The sequence below is a fragment of the Ketobacter sp. genome, from assembly GCF_003671495.1.
Lineage (GTDB): Bacteria > Pseudomonadota > Gammaproteobacteria > Pseudomonadales > Ketobacteraceae > Ketobacter.
The window spans coordinates 45437-61005 of sequence record NZ_RCHN01000023.1 but is presented as its reverse complement, the minus strand read 5'-3'; the positions used below and the strand labels follow the sequence as shown (position 1 = coordinate 61005).

Annotated in this window: 13 protein-coding genes; 7 read left to right on the top strand and 6 right to left on the bottom strand. The window is 58.7% G+C overall.

Annotated elements, in window-relative coordinates; translation table 11 throughout:
• Positions 1 to 33: 33 nt before the first annotated feature.
• From D9N14_RS12215 to D9N14_RS12185, 7 genes are all read left to right on the top strand, one after another.
• The gene (locus D9N14_RS12215; protein WP_290580022.1) at positions 34 to 1512 is read left to right on the top strand and encodes a sigma-54-dependent transcriptional regulator; all 1479 of its coding nucleotides are present in this window, start codon (positions 34 to 36) and stop codon (positions 1510 to 1512) included.
• Positions 1513 to 1709: 197 nt separating this feature from the next.
• Complete coding sequence (locus D9N14_RS12210; protein WP_290580020.1) at positions 1710 to 3320, top strand: LruC domain-containing protein; 1611 nt, start codon at positions 1710 to 1712, stop codon at positions 3318 to 3320.
• 35 nt (positions 3321 to 3355) lie between these two features.
• Positions 3356 to 3886, top strand: coding sequence for a hypothetical protein (locus D9N14_RS12205; protein ID WP_290580018.1), 531 nt, complete (start codon positions 3356 to 3358; stop codon positions 3884 to 3886).
• 13 nt (positions 3887 to 3899) lie between these two features.
• Positions 3900 to 4904 carry a glycosyltransferase family 2 protein gene (locus tag D9N14_RS12200; protein ID WP_290580016.1) on the top strand — a complete coding sequence of 335 codons (1005 nt, stop codon included), beginning with the start codon at positions 3900 to 3902 and terminating at the stop codon, positions 4902 to 4904.
• Positions 4901 to 5692, top strand: coding sequence for a hypothetical protein (locus D9N14_RS12195; protein ID WP_290580014.1), 792 nt, complete (start codon positions 4901 to 4903; stop codon positions 5690 to 5692). Before D9N14_RS12200 ends, D9N14_RS12195 begins: the two co-directional genes overlap by 4 nt.
• The gene (locus D9N14_RS12190; RefSeq protein WP_290580012.1) at positions 5689 to 6975 is read left to right on the top strand and encodes an oligosaccharide flippase family protein; all 1287 of its coding nucleotides are present in this window, start codon (positions 5689 to 5691) and stop codon (positions 6973 to 6975) included. Before D9N14_RS12195 ends, D9N14_RS12190 begins: the two co-directional genes overlap by 4 nt.
• 41 nt (positions 6976 to 7016) lie before the next feature.
• The gene (locus D9N14_RS12185; RefSeq protein WP_290580010.1) at positions 7017 to 7430 is read left to right on the top strand and encodes a hypothetical protein; all 414 of its coding nucleotides are present in this window, start codon (positions 7017 to 7019) and stop codon (positions 7428 to 7430) included.
• A 64-nt stretch (positions 7431 to 7494) separates the two neighbouring features.
• On the opposite strand, the gene D9N14_RS12180 is transcribed toward D9N14_RS12185, so the two are convergent.
• The 6 genes from D9N14_RS12180 to D9N14_RS12155 form a co-directional block, all read right to left on the bottom strand.
• Complete coding sequence (locus D9N14_RS12180; protein WP_290580008.1) at positions 7495 to 8433, bottom strand: glycosyltransferase family 2 protein; 939 nt, start codon at positions 8431 to 8433, stop codon at positions 7495 to 7497.
• Positions 8387 to 9517: a polysaccharide pyruvyl transferase family protein gene (locus D9N14_RS12175; protein WP_290580006.1), complete on the bottom strand. Its 1131-nt coding sequence runs from the start codon at positions 9515 to 9517 to the stop codon at positions 8387 to 8389. The genes D9N14_RS12180 and D9N14_RS12175 overlap by 47 nt, the downstream gene beginning before the upstream one ends.
• Complete coding sequence (locus D9N14_RS12170; RefSeq protein ID WP_290580004.1) at positions 9510 to 10808, bottom strand: O-antigen ligase family protein; 1299 nt, start codon at positions 10806 to 10808, stop codon at positions 9510 to 9512. The genes D9N14_RS12175 and D9N14_RS12170 overlap by 8 nt, the downstream gene beginning before the upstream one ends.
• A 203-nt stretch (positions 10809 to 11011) precedes the next feature.
• Positions 11012 to 12421, bottom strand: coding sequence for a GumC family protein (locus D9N14_RS12165; RefSeq protein WP_290580002.1), 1410 nt, complete (start codon positions 12419 to 12421; stop codon positions 11012 to 11014).
• Between the two features lie 20 nt (positions 12422 to 12441).
• Positions 12442 to 13719: a polysaccharide biosynthesis/export family protein gene (locus D9N14_RS12160; RefSeq protein WP_290580000.1), complete on the bottom strand. Its 1278-nt coding sequence runs from the start codon at positions 13717 to 13719 to the stop codon at positions 12442 to 12444.
• 175 nt (positions 13720 to 13894) lie between these two features.
• On the bottom strand, positions 13895 to 15409 hold the full coding sequence (locus D9N14_RS12155) for a DUF4034 domain-containing protein (RefSeq protein ID WP_290579998.1): 1515 nt from the start codon (positions 15407 to 15409) through the stop codon (positions 13895 to 13897).
• Between the last annotated feature and the right edge of the window lie 160 nt (positions 15410 to 15569).

Below are 15569 nucleotides of genomic sequence, written 5' to 3'. Positions count from 1 at the left end.
GCTTAGGGAAAACCACTACCCATTGAGGCCACCATGGACAAGGCAGCAACTCTGTTATTTGTGGATGACGAGCCCAATATCCTGGCCGCCCTGCGCCGCATGTTGCGCCGCAGCCAGTACCAGTGCCTGTTTGCCGGCAGCGGCGCCGACGCCCTGAAAATACTGGAGGAAACCCCGGTGGACATCGTGGTGTCCGACATGGTGATGCCGGAGATGACCGGTGAACAGCTGCTTTCGGCCGTGGCGGAGAAATACCCGGAAACCATTCGCATTGTGCTCAGTGGTTATTCCGACGAAGACCGCATCATGGCCGCCATCAACGAGGGCCGCATCTGGGGTTTTGTACACAAACCCTGGAACGATTCTGAACTGAAACAGACCCTGGACCACGCTGTTTTCACCCAGCAGGTGATCGCCGAACGGGCCCTGTTGCGTCACACCATTGCCCAGTACCAGATCCGCCACAAGGAACAGTTTTGCGATTTCATCGGCAGCTCCGTGGGCATGCAATTCGTGTACAACGCCATCGAGAAAGCCGCCCCCAGTAAAGCCTCTGTATTCATCGTGGGAGAAAGCGGCACCGGCAAGGAACTGGCAGCACGGGCCATTCACGAATACAGTACGCGTAAGGAGCAGGCCTTTATTGCCCTCAACTGTGCCGCCATTCCCGGCGAACTGATGGAATCGGAAATTTTCGGCCACATCAAGGGCGCGTTTTCCGGCGCAGTCAGCAACCGGGATGGTGCCGCCACCCTGGCCAACGGTGGCACCCTGTTCCTGGATGAACTGTCGGAGATGGACATCAACCTGCAATCCAAACTGTTGCGCTTTATTCAGACCGGCACGTTTCAGAAGGTGGGCAGCAGCAAGCAGGAGCGGGTGGACATTCGCTTCATCTGCGCCACCAACCGCGACCCTATGGAAGCGGTGAATGACAAAAAGCTGCGGGCGGATTTGTATTACCGCCTGAACGTGGTGGCCATCAACCTGCCACCGTTGCGGGATCGGGAGCAGGATGCGCTGACCCTGGCCAGAACCTTCCTCGATCGCTTTAACCAGTCGGAAAACAAAGAAATCGTAAGCCTGTCCTCGGATGCGGAAAAGTTGATTACCCACTACGGCTGGCCCGGCAACGTGCGTCAGCTGGAAAATTGCATCCACAGCGCGGTGATCATGTCCAGCGGCCCCCTGATCACCGGCCAGGACCTGGCCAATGCGCTGTCCATGCGTCTGTCGGACATCCTTCCGGAATCCGCTCCCGATGGTGGCTCAGAACCGGCCCAACCCAATGCGCCCGTTGAACGCCGCAAGGCCGACCCAACCGCCACAGCCCAGCCCCCTGTCGGGGAAGACCGCGACATTCTACCCCTGCATAAAGTGGAGGAGCAGGCCATCCGCCATGCACTGGCCTACTGCGATGGCAACGTGGTGCGCGCCGCCAGCCTGCTGGAAGTCAGCCCCTCCACGCTCTATCGAAAGATGCAAAACTGGGAAGATCAGCCCCCCCGTTGAACAGGTCCCGCCGTCTTCTGTTGCAGCATGAGAAATCATTTTCATTGTGCAGCGTAGAATGGAAACCGGGGCCGGCACCAGCCCATCACTCAAAGCGTAAACCCTCATAAATTCAATCCGTTACCAGGCATTCGCCCGCTGGCATGGTTCCCGCAATACAGAGCAGAACCTTTATTCAGTGAGCCTGGAGCGATGTCATGAACAAACTTTGCCTGTTAACCACCACCCTGCTGCTGACTGCGGGCAGCCCCGGTTACGCCTGGCAGCAGCAGGATAACCGTTATATCTGGGAGTTCCTGACCGACGCCCCCTGGCCCACCGGCTATAACCAGAACACCGGTAAACCGGATGCCCTGGCCTATCACTATGCCGACTATCCGCGGGAATTTTTCGCCCGCATCAACAACGCCCTGCCGGAAGCCCGGGTCAACGAAGCCTTCATGACCGACGATGCCGGTTCCAACATCACCCTGAAAGAAGAGGGCGAAGTGTTTGTCACCTTCATCCACGAAGGCGCCGGCTACAAAAATGCTTTTGGTTATTTCACGTTTGACAAAAACAATCCCCCCACCTCCGCCGCTCAGGTTCGGGAAACCATCGTCTTCCCCAATCTGTCCTATCCTCATTTGGCCAACGGCCATCGCCTGAGTCTGGGCACCTTTCCGGCCGGCACCAGCATCGGTTTCTTCATTGCCGCCAATGGCTTTTCCTACTACACCGGCGTCAAGGACAGCGCCGTACCGTATTACTATTCGCTGAAAGACCTGAATCCGGAACAGGACCCCGCGCTCAAGCAGCACAACGTGCTGCTGTACGATGAGGAAGTGCAGGAGGTGATCATCGGCTTTGAAGACCTGCCACGCACCTGGGGCGACAACGACTTCAACGACGCAGTGTTTTCCGTCAGAGCCACCCCGGCCAGCGCCCTCGACACCACCACCCTGGGCCTGGTGCCGGCGGTGAACGACAGCGACGCCGACGGTATTCCGGATGCCGCCGACGAATTCCCCAACGACTTCCGCCGGGTGTCCTCCAGTTACTATCCTTCCGCCAATTCCAGCAATACGTTGGCGTTCGAGGATAACTGGCCGGAAAAAGGGGACTACGATCTCAACGACCTGGTGGTGAGCGAGCAGGTGCGTCTGGTGTACGATGCCAACAACCAGACCACCGGCTTTATCCTAAGCGGTGCCATCGAAGCCCGGGGCGCTGCGTTTCAAAACGGCTTTGCCCTGCGCCTGCTGAACGTGCCCGCCTCGGCCTTGCAGTCCGCCACGCTCACCATAGCCGGCGAACACTATCAGAAGCAGGCGGAATCCGGGCAAACGGACCTGGTGTTTCTGTTGTGGCAGGATACCCACCGTTTCACCGACACCGGCGGCGAGGGCGCCTGTTCCCACTTCAACACCGTCAAATCCTGCCCGCAACAGGACGCGGTACCGTTCACGCTGGATGTGCGCTTTGCCAATCCGCAGGATAACCTGACGCACGCCCACTTCGATTATTTCCTGTTTCGCACACAATTCCGCGGCCGCGAAATCCATTTTGCGGATTACCCACCCACCGATCGCTTTGATCTGACCCAGTTCGGCAAATTCGACGACACCAGTGATCCGGCACAGAGCCGCTATTTCCGCAGCGCCGACAACCTGCCCTGGGCCATCCAGGTTGCAAAACCCTGGCGCCATCCCCGTGAATACATTGATGTGTTATGGGCCTATCCAGATTATGAAACCTGGGTGGAATCCTCCGGTGCACAGGCCCGGGACTGGCACCAGACCAGTGACCGTATTCATCACTACTACTAATCGCTGATTGCCATGATTTGATTCGGGAGAACGCCATGAAAACCTTACCTGCTCTTACTCTGTCCCTGTCATTGTGCCTGTCACTGCCGCTGCTGGTCGCCTGTGGTGGTGGCGGCGGAGGCGGAGGTGATGACGGCGGCGGAAACGGGAGCAGCAGCGTCAACCAGGACAACACCGCTGCCGACACTTATACACCGGACGGCTCACGCCTGTTGTCCGCTGCCAGTGCTTCCGACGATCTGTATGTGGAACCGGTATTTGATTTTCGCTCCAGCCAGAGCATCCAGCTGTACATCAGCGCCGTGGACAGTGACAACGTCCCGCTTACTTACAGCCGGATTTCGGTGTACCTGATTCCCGGCACCATCACTGAGTGGAATGACGAACTCATGGACCAGGCGGAACTGCTGACCCGTGGTATCACCAATGCCGATGGTCTGTTCAGCCGCCAGCTAGACATACCGGGTTTTGGCCAACAACTGTTGCTGGTGCTCGACGCTATGGGGTTTGAGAACAAGCAGTTGGTGACCATCGACGGCACCAGTCTGACCCATCAATTCAATTAAGCAGAGGTGCATCATGCCGAACATTCACACCAAGCCTATTTTCTCCGTCGTCATTCCGGTTTATAACGTAGAACGCTACATTGAAGAATGCATTCAGTCGGTGCTGAACCAGACCTATCACAACTTTGAAATCATCTGTGTCGACGATGGTTCACCGGACGGCTCCATTGAACGGGTGCAACGCTTCAACGATCCGCGCATCCGCATCGTACGGCAAAAAAACCGCGGTCTGGCCGCAGCCCGCAACACCGGCATCAACGCCAGCCGTGGTTTGTATATTGCGCTGCTGGATTCCGATGACGCCTGGCACCCCACCAAGCTGGCACAGCACTTCAAACACCTGAGCAGCAATCCACGATTGGGGGTCAGTTATTCCGCCAGCCTGTTTATGGACGACCACAGCAAACCCTTGGGCCTGGGCCAGTTCCCCAAGCTCACCCACATCGATGCCGCCGATATTTTCTGTCGCAATCCGGTGGGCAACGGCTCCGCCGCCGTGCTGCGTAAGTCCATGCTGCTGGCGGTGGCGCGCCCGGCGCAGACTAGCCCACAGCGCATCGAGTATTTCGATGAAACCATGCGTCAATCGGAAGACGTGGAGTTCTGGCTGCGGCTGGCACTGACCACCGATTACCAGTTTGAAGGCATCGGCCAGGCCCTCACCTACTACCGCGTCAATGCGTCCGGATTATCCGCCAATCTGGACAAACAATATCAGGCCTGGCTCTACTCAGTGAACAAGAACCGCGGCCTCAATCCGGATTTTTATGCCCGTTGGTTCACCTTGGCCTGCGCGTTCCAGAAACTGTATCTGGCCCGCCGCGCCATCAAGTCCGGCCAGGGCACCACTGCCCTGAAACTGGTGCACGAAGCCCTGGTCGGGGATGCGCGCATTCTGTGGCGCGAACCCACCAAAACTTTGCTTACCTATGGCGCGGCCTATCTCAGCCTGCTGCCGCACGCCTGGTTTGAGCGCCTGTTCAACCTGGGCACCCACTGGTTTGGTCAGCGCTCATGAACACCTCGGCCCGCACCCAGGCCGCCCCAGTCCTGGTGTTCTCCATTGCCCTGAACGGCTATCAATGGCTGTACCGGAACCTGAGCGCTACCCATGCGGACTACGCTGAGCGTCACGGCTATGGTTACGTGCAGGTGCGGCGCCCGGGGCTCAGTTCGCTGGGTCGCGAAGTCTGCTGGCTCAAAATCCGGCTGGCCCTGGAGGCTCTGGTCTCCGGATATGAGTGGGTGGTGTTTCTGGATGCAGACACCCGGGTAGCGCCCCACACTCCGGCGGTGGAAACCGTGCAACGGCCAGGATGCCATTTATATGGGGCACGGGGCTTCAGCGGACGCCTGAACTCTGGCGTGCTGATCCTGCGACGTCACCCGAACACGGAGCATTTACTGCGCTCCGCATTACACCTGGCCACCACGCCTGTGGACGCGGACTGTGATGTGGGCTGGGGCGAGAACGGTCACCTGATTCAGCTGTGTCGTACTGCTTCCTGTGTTCACTATCTGGATCAGAAATGGAATAACAATCAGCGACCGGAGCTGGACGACTATATCCGCCATTTCAGCGCCGGTCCGTTACAGCATCACCACCAGGCCAATCCCTTGCACTCCGGCCTGGGGCACATGCTGTTTCACGGTGTCCGCCTGCTGGGTGTGGTACGCGCTCACCTGCCCTGGCCACAAGCGGGCTTTCACCAAAATCTGGAACAGCTCAGTCGGCGGGTGTTTCAGCACTACCCGCAGTTTCAACAGCACTCTGCACCCAACCTGAATATACGAGCAGCCTCATGATTGCACATGTTGTCGCACGCCTGCGTTACAATGCCCTGCTGGGTAACCTCTCCTGGATGATGGTGGCGGAAATCCTGTCTCGGGCCTCACGTTTTCTCACTTTGTTTGTATTGGCCGCCAGTTTCAGCAGCGCACAATACGGCAGCATTATGCTGGCCCTGATGTGCCACGAAATTCTACGGGTATTTACCCAGCTGGGTGCCGGCGCCATGGTGATCCAATGCCGTGACGATGATCTGGAACGGATCTCCGGCAATGCGCTCACCCTGCAATGGAGCATCGCCCTGTCGGTGGCGGCGTTACAAATCACCATCGCACCTTTTCTGGCGGCGTTTTATTCCAACCCCGACATTGAATCACTGCTGGTGACCATGGCCCTCGCCCATGTGATTTACCCATTAGTGTCCATCAAAGTATTCCGCCTGCAACGGGCCAATCGCATGCGCTACTTCGGCATTGCTTCCGGCTCCTGCATCGCATTCGAAAACATTCTGGTGGCGGCATTGGTGTTACTGGATGCCAGCCTGGCCATGATCGCCTACAGCAAAGTGGCCGCCGCCGTATTCTGGGTTATGCTGTTTTTGCGGTCGATGCCGATCCGGGTACGTCCCGTGCTGGATGTGCTCACCCTGCGTCAACTGTTGGGCTTTTCCAGCAAGGTGTTCGGCAGCGAGCTGGTGCGGGCATTGCGCTGGCAAGCGGATTCCCTGTTTGCCGCCCGCCTGTTGAGCCCGGAACTGTTCGGCCTGTACAGCTTTGCCAAGAGCGCCAGCATCGGCATCAGCCAGTCGTTCAGCGCCGCGTACCTGGCCGGTTCCTATCCTTATCTGAGCCAGCAGTATCGTGCCGGGCAGTGGCCGCGGGCCTTGCGCCTCTGCGTTATGGTCACTGCCGTCATCCTGGTGTTGTATCTGTTGCAGGCTCTACTGGCGCCCTGGTACATCACTTTTCTGTTCGGTGATCGCTGGCAAGCTGCCATCGACGTGGCCCAGCTCATGTGTCTGGTGGCCATTCCGGTTCTGATCGCCGACTTACTGGCCTTAACCTGGCGGGTACAACACCGGGTTGGCCGCGAGCTGGGTTACATCACTCTGTGCAGTACTGTACTCCTGGCAACCCTGGCCCTGTTCACGCCGGATTCGCCCCTGGCCATGGCCTGCCTGGTGCTCAGCGTCAGCGGCGGCTGGGTGGTCATGGGGCTGCTGTGCCTGGCACCGGCATGGCAGCCCCGCTGGGGCAAGCGGCTGAACGCCATCACGGCCGACTCCGTTGCCAGCCACTAACTGCCACTAACCATCGAATCCCTGATTCCAAGGTCACCCCAATGAGCATCAATATCGACCAGCATACCGACGCCTTCACCCACCACGTTTACCAGCAGATCGATCCGGCCGTTCGTTCCACCTTCACCCCCCGCCAGGTGACTGCCATCGAGAACGCGATTCGCGCCAGTCGCCCTTACCAGAAACACCCGATCGATCTCCGTGGCACCTTCCCGTTTTATTTTGTCCGCATTTATTTTGTGTTGCTGATGGGGCGAGACAAGCGCTCGCAAACCCGCAACCAGGAAGAGCGACGTCGACGCCAGGCCGCCATGGGCAGCGCCCTGCTCAGCATGTACATCATACTCAGTATGTTAACGCCCCTGTTTTTGCTGGCCTTCTATCTGCTCAAATCCCTGCTGGGGATTGACCTGTTCGCCGATCTGCACCTGTCCGATTTTTTCAACTACCAATAAAAAACCCCGGTGCACTACCGGGGTTCTGGTCTTCTCCTGTTGCCTGTTCAGACAACCGTATTCCTCACGCTGCTATCGCAGGATGCTCCCGCATGCTGGCCAACAGATAACGGGTCTGCCACCACAGGTAACGTTTCCAGCGACGGCGGCAGCGATCGTCCTCCAGCAAGCGACGCGCGGCGCTGAGATTACCGGCACGAATGTTGAGAGAGGCTAAATGCAGCAGGTGACCCGCTGTATAGTCCAGAATGGATTCCCGCAATTCCGGCGCCAGCTCACCCCGCTCGGCCAGGCTGACCAAACGCTGACTGAACGGACATTCCTGCTCAGGGATGTTGTTCAGGCAGGCCCGGTTGTCCGCATCCATGTGATAGAAGGAGGAGACCCGGCGACTGTAGGCCAGGGCGCCCCGCAAGGCCGCCTTGCTGAACAGATCCTGATCCTCACCCATGGGCTCCCCTTCCGGGAAACCACCCACTTCATTAAGCAGCGCTTTGGTCATGCACAGCGACGACATATGGAATGGCAAATCGCCGTGGGCACACACTTCAAAAAAATTGTCCAGCAGAGTACGCACGCCACCCAAGGCCAGACGCCGCACAGCCGGGTCCACATAGTCCTGATCGCCCAGCACAAACTGATAGGCGGTGGTGAAAGCGGTGGCCTTGGGAAAGCGATGGATCAACAGGTGAATCTCCTCGAGATAATGCGGTTCCCAGCGATCATCCGCGTCCAGAAATGCCACATAGTCGTAGCTGGCTTCGGCGATGCCCCGATTGCGGGCGCGAGAGACACCACCGTTGGGCTGGCGCAGATAGCGTACCCCGCTACCGTATTCCTGTAATACCCACTCACCGCCGCCGTCGGTGGAACCGTCGTCCACCACAATCACTTCATCGGGTTTCAGGGTTTGGCTGAACACCGATTGCAGCGCCCGTTCGATGTGGGCACGTTTGTTATACAGCGGAATAACCACGGAAATGGTTGGTATGCGTAACAACATAATCACTACTCCAGTTTTTGATAGAGGCATTCACAGCCTGGGCCACCGGTAAGCGGGCCAGTTCAAATCCTTCGTCCAGGCCTTCACAGAGTTCATCGGTGAGGCTGTCGGCTTGTAAGGTGGCACAGTCAAAGCGCAGGTGGGAGGGCACGCCGGCCTGTTCACACCATCCTTCACACTTCGGGTGATAGTTCAGGGACAACACCGGGGTCTCGGTCATATAGGCGAAAATGGAACCGTGCAGGCGCATGCTGAGCACGACGCGATAACCCGCCATCTGCTGCAGCACGTTGAACGGGTTGGGATCGTAATCCACAAACCGCACCGGCACCCGCGAATCCATCATTGCGGCCACTTCGCGGTGTACTGCAGCGTCACCCCATTGCGGGTGGCCATTGAAATTTTGAAAATAAACCGGCTCGCCGCTGTAAAAATGCGCCATGTCCAGGGCACGGGCAATTTGCTTGAGCCGGACCTGCTCTGTACCTGGGTCCCCTTGCAACCGCTCTTTCGGGCACAGGCACACACCAATCCCATGGCGGCGCCGCGAAGGCAGATGAAAGTGTGGATGCTGCAACAACGACGGTGCCAGATCGAAGGTCTGCTCCACATGGGCAGTGGGGGCGATGGCGTCGGCGATCTCTTTACTGGCAGCATCCCGCACGCCCACAAAACTCAAACGCTGCAGCAGTTTTGCGCAGGAGCGCTCCGCCGCCACGCTGTCGAAGGGGCCAATGCCAACTCCCAGGGCCAGATGGCCGGTACCGCCCACCAGGCTCAACAGATCCCGGTTCAGATCCAGATCCCGTCGACTGTGGAACACCGAACCACCACCGAAGATCACCCGGTTGCTGCGATAAGCCGCGCCGTACTGACGAAAGCGATTACTGCCGGGCACCCGCTGCGGTTCCGCCAGCAGGGCATTAAAGTGGCCCACAGCGGGCACGGACAGCTCGCGCGGGGCATTAATGATAAAGTCACGCGCCCCCAGATACTGTTTGGCGCCCATGGCGGTAGCGCATAACAGCGCGTCGTCACCACTGTTCTGCATGCCGTAGTAGCCCATCAACAATGTCTTAGTCATCGGGTTGTTCTCCTTCTTTCAACGGATTCAACGTCATGCCCAGCCACAACAACGCGGGCCAAAGCAAATACGCCAGGATTTCCAGGTTTTCGAAAAAGCTGTAACACACCAGAATGGTCATCAGCAGAATACTGACCCAGATGGCAGGGCGGTCGCCGCACACCAGCACCAGGTACAACGCGGTGATGGCCATGGGAATGGCCAGGGCGAACAACCCCACCAGGCCTTTCACAAACAACAGCCCATACCAACTGTGATGACTGCCGATGGGCATGAACTCCACCATCTTGGGCCCGGTTTCAATCACCCCGTGACCCCAGATTGGCGCCTCTGCCTGCCAGCGTTGCAGCGCCAGGTTCGCCAGCGCGGCCCGCACCCGGGTGGAACCGGGGCGGCTGTCCTTGGCCTGCTGGTATAAATCCATGACGCCTTCATAAATGGGCTGACCCAGCAGCAGCACCACGCAGGCCAGGGTACCCAGCATCAACAACGCCATCGGCAAGGGCAGACGACGAAACACAATCAATGCGGGGATCAGCATGACGAAGATGGCCCAACCGGCGCGGGACTGACAGAACAGGCACATGAACAACGCCCCCACAACACCGGCGTTACGCCAGAAACGATTGCGCTCCTGGGAACAGATCACCAGATAGATGCAGGCCATCAGACCGGCGGCGGGCGCCCAGGGAGCAAAGAAGGGCCAACGCGGACGGCCGGACTCCGGGTTCATCCCGAACAGGTTCACTTCAAAGGTACTGATGGGACCGCCGATGGCTTTCAATGGCGACAGGTACAGGGGGCCATCCAGGCCCACCATGAATCCCGCCAGCCCCAGCGGCACAAAGACGATGGCCTGCGCTGCCAGCACGCAACAGGCGCGAACCAGAACCGCGGGCTTGAAGTGGATGACCGCCCCCAGCAAGGGAAACAACGCCAACAATGCCCAGCCCTTGGCCCAGCCAATGCTGGATTTGATGGTCTGGCCGCTGCCCATGTTGTAATCGTGATGGGCCACCCACAGCGCCACCAACATCACCAGCATACCGATGATCCAGACCCAGACGGTCGCCGGAACCACCGCACGCTCCGGCCAGCGCCCCTCCACAAAGGCCCGCAGCAACACCATGGCCAACAACGCCCAGCCGATCAGGGAACCCACCACATACAGGGTACCGGTCAGGTAGAACCCGTAGGTGAACACGATGCCGATCCAGATGAGGCGTTCCTCAGTGCTGGTGACGGTGTTTTGGCTGATCGCGGTGTCATGTCGAATGGCAGTGGTGGTCATGGGGCCTGCATCACGCTCGTCAGTTGCTGTTAAGAGTAAAAGTACTTTTGCAGACCCCGTGCCAGCCCCTGGGCAAGCCTCGCAACGCAACGCAACCACCTGAAAGCATTGATCTTTTGAATATCCAAACCGATTTACCTGGCAGGCGTTGCCCGGCCCATTCCCAAACTGCAAAGCAGGCCGGTTTGCAGGATGGAAACGAATCAGGAACGGTTGAGCAGGCGGGCAAGCAGGAATGCCCGCTGCCAGATGATGATCAGTACAGCACTGATGAAGAGATAACCCAGCACGCCACCGGCAGCAGCCACTTTCAGGCTGGGGCTGGTTTTCTGCATGGGATCATTGGGGGCCGTCATCAACTGCACCACCGGGTAGGAGGCAAAGATGTCCGCCTTGCCCGCTTCCAGCTCCGCCGCCGCCGAGGTGTACACCGCTTCAGCCAGATCGTGCTCCCGCTGCAGGCGCTTCAGCTCAGTGGCTTCCCGGGCCAGAATGCGCAGCTCATCCTGCAGCCGCTGTTCAGTCAGGCGCAGGTCATCCACTCGGGCATGGATACCCTGCACCTGGGCATAGGAGCCGATCAGATCCTTGAACAGATTGGCACGCTGGGGGCTGGCGTTCAGGTTCACCGTATGCAGCATTTGCGCATGGCCCATCCCCAGAATGGTGGCACTGCGATCGTAGGCGGCTTTTTCCGCCTTCACCAGTCGGGTTTCGCTGGCTTTCACCTTGGGATGGTTGCGCCCCCACACCGACGAAAACTCGCTGATCTGCTTGGCGCTCTCATCCAGCTCTTTCAGATGCCCGACAAACTGGGCATCGGTCTGCAGCTTGAAGGCACGCCCCGCCAGGTCCGGTGACACTCCCAGGTCATAGCTCAACTGCGCCACCATGTTACGCAGGTGCTGTTCTTCCGCCTGGGCAGAGTGAATCTGAGAACGCAGCTCCGACAGGTGCCGGGTATGCTGCTGCAGTTGCTCTTCTGATACCAGGAGGGAACGTTGCTGAAACTCCACCAGGGCCCGCCGCGTGACATTGACCCGCTCGATGTACTGATCCAGGACCTTCATGATGCTTTCATCCCGACGTTGGGCTTCATCTTTACGCAGCGCATCCAGGTGATCCTGAAACGCAGCGTACAGGGCCAACGCTTTGGCCTGGGCCAGGGTGCCACTGGGCGCCCGCAGTTCAACACTGAGGATGCTGGTTTGTTCAGTCAGTTTGATCCGCGGCAAGCCAAACACCTCCACCGGCAGCGCCACCTCAGTGGCCGCCGCATTCAACACTTCGCGACTTTTCAGGATCTCCCGATAGTTCACCCGCGGGTTGAACGTCGCACTGGAATAAGGGGACTGGGTGCTGGAGGAAACGTGCCCCACCTCGTTGAGACGGACACTGTTGGAGGAGCCCGAACCCGGCAGGACCAGGGCCATGGAACTGCTGTAAACCGGGGTCTGGCGCAGGTACGCCAGCAATACCGCGGTCACAATTCCGTAGCACAGGGCAGCCCACAGAACGTAGGGATTGCGCAGGAAACCACGGCGACGGGCCCGACGCCGATCCGCGTCCGTGGGGATTTTCAACTGCTTGTGAGGTTCCACCGGCTTCATCATCACGCCCTTCCATCACACCCTTACAGCGCCCGCACCGGCACCAGTACTTCCATTACCGTACGGGCCACATCGCGCAGATTGGTGATGTCCGAGTCGTAGCAGGCCACCGCATCGTTCGGCATCAGATAGGGATTGGCGGTTTCATCATGGGCCTGCCGCATCAGCTCCTCCACCGAGCGTTCGATCACCTGGTACTGACCGGTGAGGGGGTTGTTGCTGGCCAGGACCACTTTGCGGGGGGCGTTGGTCCATTGGGTGCCGCCCACACAATTGGCCGACACCGCAGCCTGCAACAGGCGCGAGCCATAGGGCAGATTGCTGCTGAAGCGTCCCACCGCCGCGTTGGCATTGGATTCCGCCGGTTTGATCAGATTGGACATGAACACCCGAAACCCTTTCGGGGTGATCTGGCTGGGGCGCACCAGATGGCGCTGGAAGCAGCCGGTACTGGGCACCACAATCTGGTCACCGGCAATCAGTGGCACATCGGTGACGCTCTGGCCGGTGAAAATACCGCTCATGTCCAGCTCCACCTGCCAGCCATTGCGCACCAGGATGACCTGGTCAATCTTCGCATCCGGGCGAACGCCGGACGCCGCCCGCAACGCTTCCGACAGCATGCGGGTATTGGAGTAATCTCCGAACGCGGTCATCTTCTCCACGATGTGGTTGTTGATGCTCTTGCTGTTGATGTACTGGCGACCGGGCTGAAACACCGCGCCCAGCACGGTTACGTCGATCTCCGACCATTCCAGCACATGCACATGCACCGCCGCCGTCGCCGGTTGGAAAATCTCACCCCGTACCAGGGCCAGTTCAATTTGGTCCGCAGCGGTCATGCTGTCCATGCCCCGCAAATTGATCGGGCGCACCATGGGCAGATTGATGGCACCGCGAGGATTCAGCACATAACGACCACTGAAGCCCTCACCATTTTCAATCTGCAGCTCGATGATGTCCCCCGGGCTCAGGGCCATGTCCTGGTTAAACCCGGTATGCGGGGTGGGGGCAGTGCTCTTCAGGTCGGTGAGAATGCTGTCCACCCGATAATGGCGGGGCGCATATTGAGTGGCGCTGGCCTGGCAGTTCAGGTCCGATGCAAACACGGTGGAAGCCGGTGCCGCCTGCTCCAGCACCTCTCCGGCTTGCTCCGGTGTACCGTACTGCTTGCCGGACGGATTGGCGGGCGACTGGATGGCATGATGCTGGGTGCAACCCCACAACAGGCTACACACCAATATGGCCAGCCGGGACCGCCACTTGCCATCAACACACTGTTTTCTACTGAGCTCCAACACCTGGCACTATCCTGATTAGGTTTCCGATAGGGTTTCACCAGGATAGTTAGCAATTGACAGGCCAACTTTAAATCATTGTTTTGTATGAAGTTTTGTTTTTCGCAATGCAGCCGGTTCGCAGAATGAAAAGCAATTTCGGGATGGCGGCAGCCCAAGTACTTCCCATCTCATGGACTTACAGGGCCACTTCCCGCGTCTGCTGCTCAGCGGCTTCATCCCGTTCACGGATGTCCTGCTGGTATTCGGCCATGCGGGCCTTGTGCTGATATTTGCCGTTCATCTCGGTCAGCACTGCCGCCTTTTTGTAGCTGATCAGCGCGTCCGGATACCGGCGCATGCCGTAGAACAGATCCCCCTGCAACTCATACAACGCCGGGTTCTGATTATTGAGCGCGGTCAGCGTCACCGTGGTGCCAAGGGCGTCCACCACCTGATTGCGCACCAGGTAGCAGCGGGTCATGCCTTCGTAGGCTGGGTAATAGTAGGGCGAGAGTGATGCCGCCATGCCATAGCTTTCGATGGCGGCCTTGAACAAACCCAGTTTTTCCTGGGCCAGGCCCAGCTGGTGATGGATGTAGGGGAATGGCGCAATGTCGATGGCCCGTTCATACAGCTCAATGGCGGCTTCAAAGTTGTTGTCCATCAGTTTTTCGTCCCCGTCTGCAGCCAGTATGACGGCCTCCAGGGCACGGAACTCCGCGCGCTGCGCCACGCTGTCATCCACAAACTGCCGCATCTGGTGTCTGGAGCCACCCCAGCGCGGTTCCAGAAAATACAGATAGGGAAGCCGAATCTCGAGGGATTGCGGAAACCGGCCTACGGCCTGCTCATAGACGGCCTGCACTTCGGAGCGCGGCAGACCTTGCACCCGCACCGTGTCCAGCTCAAATTTGGCGAACAGCACCTGGGTCGGGTCCAGTGCAATGGCCTGCTGGATATCGGCTTTGGCCAGCTGCAGGGTGTCCTTGAATTTGATCCGGTTCTGCGGCGTCACCTCCGCCCAACTCAGGTGGCCGCGGTAATGCCAGGCCATACTGTACAGATGTTTGGCCCGGGCATAGTAGGCAAAGGCGGATTGTGGATACTGCCCGATCCAGCCGTCCAGCGCCGCGGTTGCCGCCGGATTGATGCGCCCGAAAGTGCTCATCAGGCGAATGAATTCCGCCTCCCCCACTTCCCCCCGACGATACTCCGCCCGGGTTTGTGCCAGGGCACGTTCCAGATCCTCAAAGCGGGATGCCAGCAACAGCTCCCACCAGGGCGTAATGTCGCGGTAGGTCAACGCGGAATCGGTAATGTTCTGGAACATGGCAAAGGCGGCGTCGTTTTCCAGCTCCCGGGTGTCGACGATCTTGGAATTGCAATACACATAACCGTAGGCAATCTGGGTGCCGAACAGGGTATGGTTCTGGGTCAGGGTATCGGTTTCGATGTCGTAGAAAAAATCATCGCTTTCACAGAGTTCCGCCGCCCGCTGTTTCCACAACGGCACCAGTTCGTGCAGGGAGGCAAAGGGGTTGGCAAACTGGCCGGCTTCAAAGGTAAGGGCATAGGTGGTGGTATTCATGCGCTTTTCCATGAATCCACCCTGGGCCGATTTCGGGCCGTATTGCGTACTGCACGCGGCCGACAGCAGAGCCACCCCCAACACGACGGCCAAGCGCGCCGCTCTGTATTCGTTCTTCAACACGTTGTGTTCCCCAATCGATCGGCCTAACTGACTTCAACATTACTGGCAGCAGGATTTCTGAAACTGCGCACCCCGGGTCACCCGATGCGGGTTGACCCAAAAATGATACACAGTTTCAGCAAGGGGTTCTATGAACGTATCCGGTAATCTTGTCCGTGTG